Origin of the sequence: Pseudomonas sp. KBW05, assembly GCF_003852405.1 — a bacterium.
Classification (GTDB): domain Bacteria; phylum Pseudomonadota; class Gammaproteobacteria; order Pseudomonadales; family Pseudomonadaceae; genus Aquipseudomonas.
Window position 1 is genome coordinate 24,450 of sequence record NZ_QAJM01000027.1, and the last position, 14,830, is coordinate 39,279.

The following is a 14,830-nucleotide window of genomic DNA, read 5'->3' on the forward strand; positions in this document are numbered from 1 at the left end:
GTCTTGAAGCGGTAGATATACACGCGGGAATGAAAAAGCCCCGGCAAGCAGGCTTGCCGGGGCTTTTTTGATAACGGGCTGAGAGTGTGTCAGACCGCCAGTTTCTGCTCGCTGCGACGGATCGCACGGACCTTGTGCAGGGTATCGGCGCAGGTGCGTGCAGCTTCCTGGCCCTTGTGCACGAAGTGCTCGTAGAAGAAGGTGTGGTGCTCGCTGCCCGCATGGAAGTGATGCGGCGTCAGGGACACCGAGAACACCGGCACTTCGGTTTCCAGCTGCACCTGCATCAGGCCGCTGACCACCGACTGGGCGACGAATTCGTGACGGTAGATGCCGCCGTCCACCACCAGCGCGGCGGCGACGATACCAGCGTAGCGGCCGGTCTTGGCCAGCAGTTTGGCGTGCAGGGGCATTTCAAAGGCGCCGCCGACTTCGAAGAAATCGATGTCCGATTCCTGGTAGCCCTGGGCGATCATTTCGGCGAGGAAGCCTTTGCGCGATTGGTCGACAATATCCTTGTGCCAGCAGGCCTGGATAAACGCGACGCGCTCGCCGTGGTGGTTTTTGCTTTTGCTGTCGATTGCGGTGGGTTGCATGTTCTGACTCCTGTTTAAGAAAAAAACAGGGCGATATGAATCGAATGGGATTTAAGGGTGCGCAAGACGAGCGGCCCTTAGGTGCCAATCCCGTTCTCTCTTCATCCGGACTATGACCGTCGGCCCCGGGATCACACCGGGTCTGCTGACCTTGTCGCCGTCCTGCGTGAGCAGTTCGAGGCGCCAAGCGCTCGCGGGCTATACACATTGCGTGTAATTACCGCCGGTGGGGAATTGCACCCCGCCCTGAGAACGTTGCCACCAGAACCCTGGCGGCGGAGAGTTTTTATCATGGTTTTTCAAAAACTGCACGGCTGCCGTATCGATAGGCTATATCGGTTTGTTTGGTTGGTATTCGATTGAATATGCCCGGGGCTTGATATTCCGTGGTGTTGCCCGCAGTAATGATCTTCAAAAGGACTTATTCAATCCCCAAGAGGCCTGTTTCATGTCTGTGATCGACCTGCGCAGCGACACCGTGACCCAACCCACCCCCGGCATGCGGGATGCCATGGCCAACGCCGCCAGCGGCGACGATGTGTATGGCGAAGACCCCAGCGTCAACCATCTGGAAGCCGAAATGGCCCAGCGCCTGGGCTTCGCCGCCGCGTTGTTCGTGCCCACCGGCACCATGAGCAACCTGCTGGCGCTGATGGCGCACTGTGAGCGCGGCGAGGAATACATCGTCGGCCAGCAAGCCCATACCTACAAATACGAAGGCGGTGGCGCGGCGGTGCTCGGTTCGATCCAGCCACAGCCGCTGGAGGTGCAGGCGGACGGCTCCCTGGACCTGGACCAGGTGCGGGAAGCGATCAAGCCCGACGACTTCCACTTCGCCCGCACGCGCCTGCTCGCATTGGAAAACACCATGCAGGGCAAGGTGCTGCCCCTGGAGTACCTGGCCAGGGCGCGGGCGTTTACCCGTGAGCATGGCCTGGCGCTGCATCTGGACGGCGCGCGGATCTACAACGCGGCGGTCAAGCTGGGCGTGGATGCGCGTGAGATCGCCGGGTATTTCGATTCGGTCTCGGTGTGCCTGTCCAAAGGCCTGGGGGCGCCGATTGGCTCGGTGTTGTGTGGTTCTACGGCGTTGATCGCCAAGGCGCGGCGTTTGCGCAAGATGGTCGGCGGCGGCATGCGCCAGGCCGGCTCGCTGGCGGCGGCGGGGCTGTACGCGCTGGATCACCAGGTGCAGCGCCTGGCCGACGACCATGCCAACGCGCAATGGCTGGGGGATGAGCTGCGCAAAGCCGGCTACACGGTGGAGCCGGTGCAGACCAACATGGTCTACGTGCAGATCGGCGACCAGGCCCAGGCGCTCAAGGCGTTTGCCGCCGAGCGCGGGATCAAGTTGAGCGCCGCACCGCGCCTGCGCATGGTCACCCATTTGGATGTGAGCCGCGCGCAGATCGAACAGGTGCTGGCGACATTCGTCGAATTTTCGCGCAAATGAGCCTGCACACCGTCTAATTGAACGTTTCAATCGTATAAACACGCTGTACCACCGGCAAAGGGCCGATATAATGCGGCCCTTTGCCGTCGCTCCGTCTGATGATGTTGCGCACTGGCCTTTGGCCGCAGCCTCCGTGGAAGAACCTAATGAAAAGCGCAGAAATCCGTGAAGCCTTCCTTCGCTTCTTCGAAGAGCAAGGCCACACCCGTGTAGCCTCCAGCTCTTTGATCCCAGGCAATGACCCAACCCTGCTGTTCACCAACGCGGGGATGAACCAGTTCAAGGACTGCTTCCTGGGCCAGGAAAAGCGCGCCTACACCCGCGCCACCAGCAGCCAGAAGTGCGTACGCGCCGGCGGCAAGAACAGTGACCTGGAAAACGTCGGTTACACCGCGCGTCACCACACGTTCTTCGAAATGCTGGGCAACTTCAGCTTTGGCGACTATTTCAAGAAAGATGCGATCACCTTCGCCTGGACCTTCCTGACTGGCGTGCTGAAGCTGCCGAAGGAAAAACTCTGGGTCACCGTGTATGCCACGGACGACGAAGCGTATGACATCTGGACCCAACAAATTGGCGTGCCTGAAGAGCGCATGATCCGTATCGGCGACAACAAAGGCGCGCCGTACGCTTCCGACAACTTCTGGACCATGGGCGATACCGGCCCGTGCGGCCCTTGCACCGAGATCTTCTACGACCACGGCGCCGACATCTGGGGTGGCCCGCCGGGCTCGCCGGAAGAAGATGGCGACCGTTACATCGAGATCTGGAACAATGTGTTCATGCAGTTCAACCGCACCGCCGATGGCGTGTTGCATCCGCTGCCTGCGCCGTCGGTAGACACCGGCATGGGCCTGGAGCGGATCAGTGCGGTGATGCAGCACGTGCACTCCAACTATGAAATCGACCTGTTCACCAACCTGCTGAGCGCCTCGGCGGCGGCCATTGGCTGCGCCAACGAAAGCCAGTCTTCGCTCAAGGTGGTGTCGGACCACATCCGTTCCTGCGGTTTCCTGATCGCCGATGGCGTACTGCCGTCGAACGAAGGCCGTGGTTATGTGCTGCGCCGCATCATCCGTCGCGCCTGCCGCCACGGTAACAAGCTGGGCGCCACCGGCAGCTTCTTCTACAAGATTGTTGCCGCGCTGGTTGCCGAGATGGGCGAAGCCTTCCCGGAACTCAAGCAGCAGCAAGGCAATATCGAGCGCGTGCTCAAGGCTGAGGAGGAGCAATTCTCCAAGACCCTGGACCACGGCCTGAAAATTCTCGAGCAGGATCTGGCTGGCCTCAAGGGCACCGTGGTGCCGGGCGACGTGGTGTTCAAGCTGTACGACACCTACGGCTTCCCGATGGACCTGACTGCCGACATCGCCCGTGAGCGCGAGCTGACCATCGACGAAGCCGGTTTTGAGCGTGAGATGGAAGCCCAGCGTGTGCGTGCGCGTTCCGCCAGTTCCTTTGGCCTGGACTACAACACCCTGGTCAAGGTTGATGTGCCGACCGAGTTCACCGGCTACAGCGCTACCGTGGGCTCGGCCAAGATCGTCGCCATTTACAAAGACGGCAAGTCGGTCGATGTGTTGAACGAAGGCGAAGAAGCGGTGGTGGTCCTGGACCAGACGCCGTTCTACGCCGAATCCGGTGGCCAGGTCGGTGACAGTGGCTTCCTGAGTTCGACGTCGGGCCGTTTTGACGTGCGCGACACCACCAAGACCGGCGGTGCGTTCCTGCATCACGGTGTGATGGTGCTGGGCAACCTGACGATCGGTGCGCCGGTCGATACCCAGGTCGATGCCGATGTACGCCACGCCACTGCACTGAACCACTCGGCCACGCACTTGCTGCACGCGGCATTGCGCCAGGTCCTGGGCGATCACGTCCAGCAGAAAGGCTCGTTGGTGGATAGCCAGCGCCTGCGTTTCGACTTCAGTCACTTCGAAGCGATCAAGCCTGAGCAGATCAAGGCGCTGGAAGACATCGTCAACGCCGAGATCCGCAAGAACACCCCGGTGCAAACCGAAGAAACCGACATCGAGACCGCCAAGGCCAAGGGCGCCATGGCGCTGTTCGGCGAGAAGTACGGCGACAGCGTGCGCGTGCTGAGCATGGGCGGCGATTTCTCGGTGGAGCTGTGTGGCGGTATCCACGCCAACCGTACCGGTGACATCGCCCTGATGAAAATCATCAGCGAAGGCGGCGTGGCTTCTGGTGTGCGCCGTATTGAGGCAGTGACAGGCGCTGCGGCCCTGGCCTACCTGAATGCCGCTGAAGAACAACTCAAGGAAGCGGCCAGCCTGGTCAAGGGCAGCCGCGACAACCTGATCGACAAACTGTCCGCCGTGCTGGAGCGCAACCGCGCCCTGGAGAAACAGCTGGAGCAGTTGCAAGCCAAGGCAGCCAGCGCGGCGGGCGACGATCTGTCGGCCACGGCCCTGGACGTCAAGGGTGTGAAAGTCCTGGCGACACGCCTGGACGGTCAGGACGGCAAGGCGCTGTTGGCCTTGGTCGATCAGTTGAAGAACAAGCTCGGCCGCGCAGTGATCCTGCTCGGCGGTGTCCATGAGGATAAGGTCGTTCTGGTTGCCGGTGTAACCAAGGACCTGACTGGCCAACTCAAGGCCGGTGATTTGATGAAGCAAGCCGCTGCGGCAGTGGGCGGGAAGGGCGGTGGTCGTCCGGACATGGCACAAGGCGGTGGTGTAGACGCCGGTGCCCTGGACGCGGCCCTGGCCCTGACCGTGCCGTTTGTCGAGGCAGGTATTTAAGGCACTGGTGGCGGGCCCATGGTCTAGTCATGGGCTCGCGCAGGTGCTGGAAGATTGGTTTATTGGGCGCCCCTTTACGGGCTGAGGCGGCTTAGAAATGGCTTTGATCGTACAGAAATTTGGAGGCACCTCGGTCGGCTCCGTCGAACGAATCGAGCAGGTGGCCGACAAGGTTAAGAAATTCCGTGATGCCGGCGACGACCTGGTGGTGGTGCTGTCGGCCATGAGCGGCGAGACCAATCGCCTGATCGACCTGGCCAAGGCTATCAGCGGAGATCAACCGCCGCTGCCGCGTGAGCTGGATGTGATCGTGTCCACCGGTGAGCAGGTGACCATCGCCTTGCTGGCCATGGCGCTGAACAAGCGCGGTGTGCCGGCGGTGTCCTACACTGGCAGCCAGGTACGCATCCTTACGGACAGCGCACATACCAAGGCGCGCATCCTGCAGATTGACGATCAGAAAATTCGTACTGATCTGAAAGCAGGGCGCGTGGTAGTTGTAGCGGGCTTCCAGGGTGTGGACGAGCACGGCAACATCACCACCCTCGGGCGTGGCGGTTCGGACACCACCGGCGTGGCGCTGGCAGCGGCTCTCAAGGCCGATGAATGCCAGATCTACACCGATGTGGACGGCGTCTATACCACTGACCCGCGTGTGGTGTCCGTGGCCCAGCGCCTGGACAAGATCACCTTTGAAGAGATGCTGGAAATGGCCAGCCTCGGTTCCAAGGTGTTGCAGATCCGCGCGGTGGAGTTCGCCGGCAAGTACAACGTTCCGCTGCGCGTATTGCACAGCTTCAAAGAGGGTCCGGGCACCCTCATTACTATTGATGAAGAGGAATCCATGGAACAGCCGATCATTTCCGGTATCGCTTTCAACCGTGATGAAGCCAAGCTGACTATCCGTGGCGTGCCAGACACCCCGGGCGTGGCTTTCAAGATTCTGGGCCCGATCAGCGACGCGAATGTTGAAGTCGACATGATCGTGCAGAACGTTTCCCACGATAACACCACCGATTTCACCTTCACCGTGCACCGCAACGAGTACGATGCGGCGCTGAAGATCCTGGAGAACACCGCCAGCGAGATTGGCGCCCGTGAAGTGGTTGGCGATACCAAGATCGCCAAGGTGTCGATCGTGGGTGTGGGCATGCGTTCCCATGCCGGCGTTGCCAGCCGCATGTTTGGTGCGCTGGCCAAGGAGAGCATCAACATCCAGATGATCTCCACCTCGGAGATCAAGGTCTCGGTGGTGATCGAAGAGAAGTACCTGGAGTTGGCTGTACGCGCGCTGCATACCGCGTTCGAGCTGGACGCTCCGGCCCGACAGGGCGAGTGATGTAATGCCAGGAAGGCGCGGTTTACCGCGCCTTTCCTTTTTTTGTAGGGCGCATGTTCTTTTGCGTGGGCTCGACAATACTTAGGCGGGTAGGGCTATGGCCATTGGGTTGTAGGTCGAACGCCTTTTTTTTGCAGACTGTTGTTCCTGAACTGAAATGCGTGAGGAGAAAGGTATGCTGATTCTGACTCGTCGTTGCGCAGAAAGCCTGATTATCGGTGATGGCGAAATCACCGTGACCGTGCTCGGCGTCAAAGGCAATCAAGTGCGTATTGGGGTTAACGCTCCGAAAGAGGTAGCGGTCCACCGCGAGGAAATCTACCTGCGGATCAAGAAAGAGAAGGACGAAGAACCAAGCCTTTAATTTTTATCGTTTTTTATGTTTGCAAACGGGGAAGAACGTGGTTAATATACGCCCCGTGTTGCGGAGAGCTGGCCGAGTGGCCGAAGGCGCTCCCCTGCTAAGGGAGTACACCTCAAAAGGGTGTCGGGGGTTCGAATCCCCCGTTCTCCGCCATTATTTGCTTAGTACGTTGCAATCTGGTTTTTTCGTAAGTTGTTGAAAATAAACGAAAAAATAGCTTTACATAGAGATTGAACGGCCTATAATGCGCGGCAACAAATGCACTCGTAGCTCAGCTGGATAGAGTACTCGGCTACGAACCGAGCGGTCACAGGTTCGAATCCTGTCGAGTGCACCATTTAAGAGTCAGTTGCAGCAATGCAGGTGACTTGGCTCCAACCAGTTGTGATCTGGTCTAAAAACACAATCTGCACTCGTAGCTCAGCTGGATAGAGTACTCGGCTACGAACCGAGCGGTCACAGGTTCGAATCCTGTCGAGTGCACCATACAAACAAAAAGCCCGCCTAGTGCGGGCTTTTTGCCGTCTGGGGTTTAAGTAGGATTTATCCCGGGTTTTATCTTTTCTCCTACACCATGTGTTTTCCTTTCGGGCTGCGTCGTCGCAGTTCATAGATCCAGCCGTTGCTCAGCTTTTGCTCGCAAGCGCTTGTTCTTTCCAGTTTTTTAACGTTTAAAGCGGTCGGGCGGTGTATCATTGCGCCCGTCAGCCCCGCCGGGGCTTGTGGAATACCTCCATGGACTTACCCAGTAGTTACTCAGTACCCCGTTTTACCAATCATGAATTGACTGATTGATCCTTCCGGCGTGCCCCGCTGCTGGGAGTGGAGTTCGCCTATGACCGAAGTAGAAGTAAAGAAAACACAAGAAAGCCTGCAGGATCGCCTGGCTCAAGTCATCGAGCTGCTGCAGCGCCAGCGCGTGGTCGAAGACCTCACGCATCGCCAGGTAGGTCCGAACCACGACCGCGTCGAAAACCTGGTTCACCGGCAAAACCTCGTCGAGCTACAACGCAAGCTCGATGACCTGCACTCCGCCGACGTCGCCTACATTCTCGAAGCCTTGCCGCTGGATGATCGACTGACCCTCTGGCAGTTGGTCAAGGCTGACCGTGACGGCGACATCCTCCTCGAAGTATCCGACTCGGTGCGTGAAACCCTGATCGCCGACATGGACGATCACGAGCTCCTGGCTGCGGCCAAGGAGATGGATGCCGACGAACTCGCTGACTTGGCCCCTGAGCTGCCGCGTGACGTCGTGCATGAGCTGATGGAGGCCCTCGACGGCCAGCAGCGTGAGCGAGTGCGCTCCGCGCTGTCCTATGACGAGGATCAGGTCGGCGCCCTGATGGACTTCGAGATGGTCACCATCCGCGAAGACGTCAGCCTGGAAGTGGTATTGCGTTACCTGCGTCGCCTCAAAGAGCTGCCAGGCCACACCGACAAACTGTTCGTGGTGGATTACGAAGGCATCCTCAAGGGCGTGCTGCCGATCAAGCGTTTGCTGGTCAATGACCCGGACAAGAAAGTCGCGGATCTGATGGCCAGCGATACTGTGAGTTTTCACCCGGACGAAGATGCCTACGAAGCTGCGCAGGCATTTGAGCGTTATGACTTGATCTCGGCCCCGGTGGTCGATAAGAACGGCAAGCTGATTGGCCGTTTGACCATCGATGAAATGGTCGACTTGATTCGTGAAGAAAGTGAGACTGAAGTCCTCAACATGGCGGGTCTGCGTGAAGAGGAAGATATTTTCGCCTCGGTCTGGCGCTCGCTGCAAAACCGTTGGGCCTGGTTGGCCGTCAACCTGATCACCGCCTTTATCGCGTCGCGGGTGATTGGCTTGTTCGAAGGTTCGATCGAAAAGTTGGTGGCGCTCGCGGCACTGATGCCGATTGTGGCCGGGATCGGCGGCAACTCGGGCAACCAGACGATCACGATGATCGTGCGCGCCATGGCGCTGGACCAGGTGAGTACGGCCAACTCGTCGCGCTTGCTGCGCAAAGAGCTGGCGGTGGGCCTGATTAACGGCCTGGTGTGGGGTGGGGTGATCGGTGTGGTGGCTTACTTGCTTTACGGCAGTTGGTCGCTCGGCGTCGTGATGACGGCCGCCATGACCCTCAACCTGCTGCTGGCGGCGCTGATGGGGGTGTTGATCCCCATGACCCTGGCCCGCCTTGGGCGCGATCCTGCAATGGGCGCCAGTGTGATGATCACCGCGATGACCGACAGCGGCGGTTTCTTCATCTTCCTGGGCCTGGCAACAATTTTCCTGCTCTGATCCCGTCCTGAGGGGGCAATTCTGCCCCCTTGTTGCATTCCAAACTCAAATTTCAAACAAAAAAAAGCCAGCACTTGGCTGGCTTCGGCTTTCAGTCGTCTATCAATTGGCTTCTGCGGCCGCCTCAACGTCGTGCGCGATAAGCGAGACGAGAGCATTTTGCTGGCGGTGGGAGAGCTGACGAAAACGCTGCAGCAGTTCGCGTTCGTGCAGCGACAGCTCGGGGCTGTCCAGGCGCATGCTCAACTCTTCGCCCAACGCACCTTCCTGAATAAGGCTTTGCTCCAGGCGCGCGATGATTTCGGAGTTCATGCTGCGGTGATGATTGCGAGCCACCTCGGCAATGCGTTCCCGCATTCCGTCTGGCAGACGTACGACGAACTTGTCAGCCGTACGGCTGGAATAAATTGCCTGTTTCAATGGGCGCATATATTTAACCGGTTAGTTCAGGGGAGCGGTTTTTGGAATTGGCCGCAAGCGATGAGAGTTAAGACAAGGCTCACGACCAAAGTTCAACCTGAATTGCAAAGAGGCCGCATCATGCCTCAGATTTGCCAGTTCCTTGGCGTCAATTCTGTGACAAATATTGAACTGCCTAAAGGCTTAATGCCAGCACTGATTTGCTTTTTTGCGGACTGGTTGGAAAACTTTTCGACGAAAAACTTCATCCAGCAATTTTCGCCCACACCCCGGCCACAAAAGGGCTGAAGGGCGCACATCGTATAGCAATGTGGCCTTTTGCCCTTGATTTTAAGACTAGTGGCAATCTGCCGATTTACTAGCGCGAGGCGACATAAGGTAGGCAGTGGGGAGGGGGCTGCTCAGCGCAGCACGGGGTCGAATTTGATCCGCCGGCCGACGATGAGCGTCAGCAAGAGAAGGCTCGCAAACACACCGCTGGCAATGAAGGAGGTGGTTTGCTCGTCCTGGGCGTTGACGTTGACTCCCAGAATGGCAGCGGCCAAGGTCAGGCAAAGGAACAGCCAGGCAGGTTTGCTCATGGGTGTGTCCTCAGAAAACCCAGTGTTCGGCGGAGGGCGCTGGTTGAGTGCCCTGTGTCAGGTGGATGTCGGATTGTGGCTTGGCGGTCATCACGGCCAGTTGCGGGCGCTGTTGCAAGTGGTGCGGCACGGGTTGGTGCAGCTGCGCGGTGTCTTCGCTATTGCCCGATTGGAAGTGGAACATCACCAATGCGGCCAGGGCCACGGTATTGAGAGCTAACAGAAGCGCGCTGTTCATGATCATGTTCTCCGTGGCTGGCGTGGCCAAATGGGTGTTGTAGGAGAAGTATTGCAGAACCCGTGCCAACGTTTTATTTCAATAAAATCAGTAGTTTAGGTTGTTTTTGAGGGTCGGTTTCCTTGCAATTTGCAATGATGGCATTTTGGGGGAGTGCATTTTGCACGATGGCGCCAAGTGCCCGGATTTGCTGGGGGAAGCTGTAGTCGCCCGGGCAGGCAGCGGCCTACACTCAAAAAGCCTACGGACGACATGACAAAACCCACCTCGGCCGTTAACATGCACGCCGTCCGTCGCACTGCCCCTGGCGCAGTGACGGCCATTTGTCCCAGTAGCTCAATTGGATAGAGCATCCCCCTCCTAAGGGGAAGGTTGGCCGTTCGAACCGGCCCTGGGACACCAGATCCAAAGCCCCGCACAGATTCTTCTGGCGGGGCTTTTTTGTGGGCGTTCGTCAAAGAAGCGGCGAACCTTGCCGCCGTTCTGGGTTCACAGCAGGTGCACGGCTTATTTATCGTGATCTGTGTATCTGACAGGCAACCGGGCAGCGTCTGACGGTTAAGCAAAATAATCCCCGGAAACAGTATTTGCTGCCTGTCCGGGCCCGTCACCCAGGACTATCATGCCGATAGCCCTGTCCCTCACTGCAAGGAGCCGCTCGGAACGCCGATGCGCCAGATCTGGAAATCTTTTCGAGCCCTTTATTTCGCCTCCTTGATGATGCTGATCGGCTCCGGCCTGCTCAGTACTTACCTGGCCTTGCGCCTGGCGGCCGACCATGTGGACAGCCTGTGGGTCGGTGCGCTGATGGCGGCCAACTACTTTGGCCTGGTGCTGGGTGGCAAGATCGGGCACCGCCTGATCGCCCGGGTCGGGCATATCCGTGCGTATGCCACCTGTGCCGGGATCGTCGGTGCGGCGGTGCTGGGGCACGGGCTGATCGACTGGCTGCCAGCCTGGATTGTGCTGCGGATCATCGTCGGCCTGGGGATGATGTGCCAATACATGGTCATCGAGAGCTGGCTCAATGAGCAGGCGGACGCCAAGCAGCGCGGTGTAGTGTTCAGTGGCTACATGATCGCTTCCTACCTGGGGCTGGTGCTCGGTCAGTTGATCCTGGTGATGCATCCCCAGCTCGGGCTGGAATTGCTGATGCTGGTCGCGCTGTGCTTTGCCCTGTGCCTGGTGCCGGTGGCCATGACCCGGCGGATTCACCCGGCGCCGCTGCATCCTGCGCCGATGGAGCCGCGGTTCTTTATCAAGCGCGTGCCGCAGTCGCTGAGCACGGTGCTGGGTGCGGGGCTGATCGTCGGTTCGTTCTACGGCCTGGCGCCGCTTTATGCTTCCCAGCAAGGGCTGACGACTGAGCAGGTCGGTCTGTTCATGGGCTCGTGCATTTTTGCCGGCCTGCTGGTGCAGTGGCCGCTCGGCTGGTTGTCCGACCGTTATGACCGGGCCTTGTTGATTCGCTGTTTTGCCTTGTGCCTGGCGGTCGCCGCGTTGCCCTTGGCGATCATGACGCAGGTGCCGCTGGAGGTGCTGTTCGTGGCGGGCTTCCTGTGTTCGCTGGTGCAGTTCTGCCTTTACCCGTTGGCCGTGGCGTTTTCCAACGACCACGTCGAGGGTGATCGCCGCGTGTCGCTGACCGCCATGCTGTTGGTGACCTACGGCGTCGGTGCCAGTATTGGGCCGCTGTTGGCGGGTGTGGTGATGAAGCTCTTCGGCAGTCAGATGCTCTACGCGTTTTTCAGTTTGTGTGCGCTGATCCTGGTGTGGCGCATCCGACCTAAGGCGGTGACCAACTTGCATCAGGTGGATGATGCGCCACTGCATCACGTGGCGATGCCCGACAGCATGTCCAGCTCGCCGCTGGTGGCTGCGCTGGACCCGCGGGTAGACGAGCAGGTGGTGCAGGAGCAGATGCAGACCGCTGTGCCGGAAGAGCCCGAGCCTGAAGACGGGCCGCAGCCACCGGCGGATGAGCCCGCATTCGAGGGGCCGCCGGAGCCTCTGGGGCCGGAAGAGCACCCCCATGACCTGAGCAGGGCGCGCCCCTGAACGCAAAAACGGGCAGATCCCATCAGGATTTGCCCGTTTTTTTGTGGCGTGCTTTAAGGCTTAAAAGTCATCGTCTTTGTCAAAGCGCCGCGCTTCGCGTTGCAGCTGGTACACAAAGCGCTCGACCTGGCGTTGCACCAATCCACTCATGTTGTGGAAGCGCACGCCGGCAAAGGTGGTGTTGATCTTTTCTTCGAAGTGCAGGTAACGCAGTTCGACGGAGGTGGTCATGCTGCCGAAGGGCAGAGCGGCGATAAAGCGATCGTAGACCTGGCCCAGTTGCAGGCGCTCGGAGATGTCGCCTTCAAAGCGCAATTTGCAGCCGGTGGCGGAGATGTCCAGCAGCTTGCCGCTGACCGGCGCCTTGAGTTTCTCGCCGCCCAGCTCGATGTTCACCAGTTGCGCCAGCTTCAGCGCGGCGCGGAAGGCATTGCGGCGCTGATGGTAGACCACCTCGTCCGGCATGCTGCCGGTGTAGATACGGTGGCCGTCTTTTTCGCTGACGCTGTAGGTGCCGTTGCTTTCCCACGCGACGCGCACGCCTTCGTGGAAACCTTCGATACGAAACGGTTCGCCGCTTTCCAGGAAGCGCTCGCCATCGCGCGGGATCATTTCATCCAGTGCCAGGGTCTTGCTGTCCCGGTCGACGTCCACCAGGTAGCTTTGGAAGCGCTGGCTGCGTTCGTGGAAGGTAATGATCAGCGGGTCGTGGCTTTCTTGCAGCATCCGCAGGGTGCCGACAATTTCCAGAGGTGTAGTGAGTACCTTGGGTGGCTGCGGTGTATCTTCCGCATTAAGGGCGTTGAACACGGTTCTTCCATCTCCAGACAAAATACGACTACACGCAAGAACCGGCATTTTGCCAGCATGTAGCGCGCCTTGGATAGGGCGCGCTGTAAACCGGCGTCAGGCTTGGCTGCGGGTGCCTGGTTTGACCAGGCGTGAGGTGGAGCCTTGGGCGTTATACAGGGCCGGTGGCTCGCCGCCATGGAGTATACGCAACTGGTTGGCGGTCGTGGCTTGCTGCAGCTGGATCGACTGACCGTTGAGCAGGTTGGCTTCCTGGCACTGGCTGAGCAGCTCATTGAGTACCTGGCTCTGCGCCAGTAACTCGTCGCCGACGGAGGAATGGCTGGCCAGTTGGGCGAGGCCGTCGTGATCGGTTGGCAGGCCGAGGCTGGCCAGGATCTGGCTGCGCTTCTTGCCATGCTGTTCAAGGAGCACGATGAGCGACTGTTTGCGCGCGAGGATTTCTTCCAGCAGGCGCATATCCCGGCCGTAGAGGGCCAGGGATTCTTCTTTGAGCAGCTCGAGCAATTGTTGCGTCGGCGCCAGATCATCAATGATCAGTTGAAGCAGGGTTTCGTCGTGGTGCATGGCTGGCCTTGGGTTTTAAGCGTCCAAAAGCCCGGCGCAGGCCTTTGCCTAGCGCTCGGCTTCGAAGTTGAGCAGCTTGCTGGCTACACGGTTGCTGTCGACTTTATAGCTGCCATCGGCGATTGCCTGTTTCAACTCGGCCACACGGGCACTGTTGACTACCGGTTGATCGCGCAGCGAGTCAGTGACCTTCTGCAACTGTTGAGCCTCATTGCTCAGGTGTACGGATTCCCCGCTTTGGCTCGCGCCGGCCTGTTCTGCCTTGGCGGGCAGTGGCTGGGACTTGGCTTCTACGCTGTCCTTGGCACCGGTGGTGCGCGTAGAGCCGGGCAATGCCTGGGAATTATTTAAACGGCTGAAATCGATGACCATGATAAAAAAACCTCTGGGTATTTGGACGCTTGCCATGTTTTCGGCCATACCCGGACAAACTTTAGGCTCGATTGACAATAAACCTGCATGCGCACATGTCTGGTACACAGTGTAGGAAAAGCTGGCGCCTGATACCAGTTCTCTATAAAGCCACCTCGACCTGGCCGGGTGCCGTCACCCGTGCCTTGATCACGCGGTTGGAATTGAGGTTCTTGACCCTGATCTGTTCACTCATGCCGCCATTGGACAGCGCTTCCCCCGGCATTTTTACCTGCAAGGCACCGCTGCTGGCGGAAATAACCACCTGGTCACCCTTGCGAATGACCTCGGCCTGTTCCAGGTGTACCAGGGTAATGACCTGGTCGGTGACCACTGGTCGGGTCAGTTTTTGCCCGACTGCCTGATCGACCGAGGTGAGATAGCCCTGGCTGATCAGGCTGATATCACGCTCACGCAGCACAACATCGTCGTAACCGATGATGCCGGTGCGCTTCAGCGGCCGAGCCACCACCACCACGTCGCGGAACAGCTTGACCTGCGCCGGCACGAACACCGTCCACGGCGCAGCGCCCTCGCAGCGTACTTTCACGGTCACGCGGCCAATCGGCTGGGCGGGGCTTTCCAGGGTGGCTGTCAATTCCTTGTCGCACATTGGCATGCGCAGGCGCGGGTCGAGTTGGTTGACCTGGATTTCATAACGTCCGGGCGTCTGGGTGGTCGCCAGATAATCTTCTACAGTGAACTCAAGAAACCCTTGGGTGACGCCGATAAGTAGATCAGGCAAGGTGACGTTGTCCGCGCGGGCCGTGGTGCCCAAGCCCAAGGCAAGCAGCGCCAGCGGTACGCAAAACAAGCGGCAATACCGTGTCAGGTCAAGGTGTCGGGAAACTGTCGTTTTAATATCCATGACCAATAAATAGCAAAGCTCGTGCCGTTTAGTGTTGGGTGCGCGTCACTGCCCTTATAGGTATGGCCAAAGGTTTTAGCGT

At 59.0% G+C, this 14,830-nt stretch carries 14 protein-coding genes, 4 tRNA genes and 1 riboswitch; of the genes, 10 read left to right on the top strand and 8 right to left on the bottom strand.

Going from position 1 to position 14,830, the window contains the following annotated elements; translation table 11 throughout:
* Positions 1-89: 89 nt before the first annotated feature.
* Entirely contained in the window at positions 90-596 is a 507-nt protein-coding gene (locus DBR46_RS23870) for a 6,7-dimethyl-8-ribityllumazine synthase (RefSeq protein ID WP_056861672.1), read from the bottom strand.
* 88 nt (positions 597-684) lie between these two features.
* Positions 685-854: riboswitch (FMN riboswitch) on the bottom strand.
* 190 nt (positions 855-1,044) lie between these two features.
* On the opposite strand from DBR46_RS23870, the gene ltaE reads away from it, so the two are divergent.
* From ltaE to mgtE, 8 genes are all read left to right on the top strand, one after another.
* Positions 1,045-2,049 (top strand): low-specificity L-threonine aldolase, encoded by a 1,005-nt coding sequence (gene ltaE, locus DBR46_RS23875; protein ID WP_124528197.1) that lies wholly within the window; start codon positions 1,045-1,047, stop codon positions 2,047-2,049.
* A 146-nt stretch (positions 2,050-2,195) separates the two neighbouring features.
* A complete protein-coding gene (gene alaS / locus DBR46_RS23880) occupies positions 2,196-4,814 on the top strand; it encodes an alanine--tRNA ligase (protein ID WP_124528198.1) in 2,619 nt (872 codons plus the stop codon).
* A gap of 97 nt (positions 4,815-4,911) precedes the next feature.
* Positions 4,912-6,153: an aspartate kinase gene (locus tag DBR46_RS23885; protein WP_124528199.1), complete on the top strand. Its 1,242-nt coding sequence runs from the start codon at positions 4,912-4,914 to the stop codon at positions 6,151-6,153.
* A 175-nt stretch (positions 6,154-6,328) separates the two neighbouring features.
* Positions 6,329-6,517: a carbon storage regulator CsrA gene (gene csrA / locus DBR46_RS23890; protein ID WP_003175645.1), complete on the top strand. Its 189-nt coding sequence runs from the start codon at positions 6,329-6,331 to the stop codon at positions 6,515-6,517.
* 62 nt (positions 6,518-6,579) lie between these two features.
* A tRNA-Ser gene (locus DBR46_RS23895) sits at positions 6,580-6,670 on the top strand.
* A gap of 107 nt (positions 6,671-6,777) precedes the next feature.
* Positions 6,778-6,854, top strand: a tRNA-Arg gene (locus tag DBR46_RS23900).
* A 72-nt stretch (positions 6,855-6,926) separates the two neighbouring features.
* Positions 6,927-7,003 (top strand) — tRNA-Arg (locus DBR46_RS23905).
* 349 nt (positions 7,004-7,352) lie between these two features.
* The gene (gene mgtE, locus DBR46_RS23910) at positions 7,353-8,795 is read left to right on the top strand and encodes a magnesium transporter (RefSeq protein WP_124528200.1); all 1,443 of its coding nucleotides are present in this window, start codon (positions 7,353-7,355) and stop codon (positions 8,793-8,795) included.
* Between the two features lie 102 nt (positions 8,796-8,897).
* Here the strand turns inward: mgtE and DBR46_RS23915 are convergent, their stop codons facing one another.
* The 3 genes from DBR46_RS23915 to DBR46_RS23925 form a co-directional block, all read right to left on the bottom strand.
* A complete protein-coding gene (locus DBR46_RS23915; protein ID WP_003193592.1) occupies positions 8,898-9,224 on the bottom strand; it encodes an Arc family DNA-binding protein in 327 nt (108 codons plus the stop codon).
* A gap of 392 nt (positions 9,225-9,616) precedes the next feature.
* Positions 9,617-9,796 (bottom strand): PA3371 family protein, encoded by a 180-nt coding sequence (locus DBR46_RS23920; RefSeq protein WP_124528201.1) that lies wholly within the window; start codon positions 9,794-9,796, stop codon positions 9,617-9,619.
* A gap of 10 nt (positions 9,797-9,806) precedes the next feature.
* Positions 9,807-10,034: a hypothetical protein gene (locus tag DBR46_RS23925; RefSeq protein ID WP_124528202.1), complete on the bottom strand. Its 228-nt coding sequence runs from the start codon at positions 10,032-10,034 to the stop codon at positions 9,807-9,809.
* 325 nt (positions 10,035-10,359) lie between these two features.
* On the opposite strand from DBR46_RS23925, the gene DBR46_RS23930 reads away from it, so the two are divergent.
* Both DBR46_RS23930 and DBR46_RS23935 read left to right on the top strand, forming a co-directional pair.
* A tRNA-Arg gene (locus tag DBR46_RS23930) sits at positions 10,360-10,436 on the top strand.
* A 267-nt stretch (positions 10,437-10,703) separates the two neighbouring features.
* Positions 10,704-12,092, top strand: a complete 1,389-nt coding sequence (locus tag DBR46_RS23935; protein WP_124528203.1) for an MFS transporter — start codon at positions 10,704-10,706, stop codon at positions 12,090-12,092.
* Between the two features lie 60 nt (positions 12,093-12,152).
* Here DBR46_RS23935 and DBR46_RS23940 read toward each other — a convergent pair whose 3' ends face one another.
* The 4 genes from DBR46_RS23940 to flgA form a co-directional block, all read right to left on the bottom strand.
* Positions 12,153-12,902: a flagellar brake protein gene (locus DBR46_RS23940; protein ID WP_124528204.1), complete on the bottom strand. Its 750-nt coding sequence runs from the start codon at positions 12,900-12,902 to the stop codon at positions 12,153-12,155.
* 96 nt (positions 12,903-12,998) lie between these two features.
* A complete protein-coding gene (locus DBR46_RS23945; protein WP_124528205.1) occupies positions 12,999-13,469 on the bottom strand; it encodes a flagella synthesis protein FlgN in 471 nt (156 codons plus the stop codon).
* Between the two features lie 48 nt (positions 13,470-13,517).
* Positions 13,518-13,841 (bottom strand): flagellar biosynthesis anti-sigma factor FlgM, encoded by a 324-nt coding sequence (gene flgM, locus DBR46_RS23950; RefSeq protein WP_017738197.1) that lies wholly within the window; start codon positions 13,839-13,841, stop codon positions 13,518-13,520.
* A gap of 142 nt (positions 13,842-13,983) precedes the next feature.
* The gene (gene flgA / locus DBR46_RS23955; RefSeq protein ID WP_124528206.1) at positions 13,984-14,748 is read right to left on the bottom strand and encodes a flagellar basal body P-ring formation chaperone FlgA; all 765 of its coding nucleotides are present in this window, start codon (positions 14,746-14,748) and stop codon (positions 13,984-13,986) included.
* Positions 14,749-14,830 lie beyond the last annotated feature (82 nt).

Excerpts from the sequence above, each read along its gene's own strand:
- DBR46_RS23870 (WP_056861672.1), bottom strand. The coding sequence starts at position 596 with ATGCAACCCACCGCAATCGACAGCAAAAGCAAAAACCACCACGGCGAG.
- ltaE (WP_124528197.1), top strand. The coding sequence starts at position 1,045 with ATGTCTGTGATCGACCTGCGCAGCGACACCGTGACCCAACCCACCCCC.
- alaS (WP_124528198.1), top strand. The coding sequence starts at position 2,196 with ATGAAAAGCGCAGAAATCCGTGAAGCCTTCCTTCGCTTCTTCGAAGAG.
- DBR46_RS23885 (WP_124528199.1), top strand. The coding sequence starts at position 4,912 with ATGGCTTTGATCGTACAGAAATTTGGAGGCACCTCGGTCGGCTCCGTC.
- csrA (WP_003175645.1), top strand. The coding sequence starts at position 6,329 with ATGCTGATTCTGACTCGTCGTTGCGCAGAAAGCCTGATTATCGGTGAT.
- mgtE (WP_124528200.1), top strand. The coding sequence starts at position 7,353 with ATGACCGAAGTAGAAGTAAAGAAAACACAAGAAAGCCTGCAGGATCGC.
- DBR46_RS23915 (WP_003193592.1), bottom strand. The coding sequence starts at position 9,224 with ATGCGCCCATTGAAACAGGCAATTTATTCCAGCCGTACGGCTGACAAG.
- DBR46_RS23920 (WP_124528201.1), bottom strand. The coding sequence starts at position 9,796 with ATGAGCAAACCTGCCTGGCTGTTCCTTTGCCTGACCTTGGCCGCTGCC.
- DBR46_RS23925 (WP_124528202.1), bottom strand. The coding sequence starts at position 10,034 with ATGAACAGCGCGCTTCTGTTAGCTCTCAATACCGTGGCCCTGGCCGCA.
- DBR46_RS23935 (WP_124528203.1), top strand. The coding sequence starts at position 10,704 with ATGCGCCAGATCTGGAAATCTTTTCGAGCCCTTTATTTCGCCTCCTTG.
- DBR46_RS23945 (WP_124528205.1), bottom strand. The coding sequence starts at position 13,469 with ATGCACCACGACGAAACCCTGCTTCAACTGATCATTGATGATCTGGCG.
- flgM (WP_017738197.1), bottom strand. The coding sequence starts at position 13,841 with ATGGTCATCGATTTCAGCCGTTTAAATAATTCCCAGGCATTGCCCGGC.
- flgA (WP_124528206.1), bottom strand. The coding sequence starts at position 14,748 with ATGGATATTAAAACGACAGTTTCCCGACACCTTGACCTGACACGGTAT.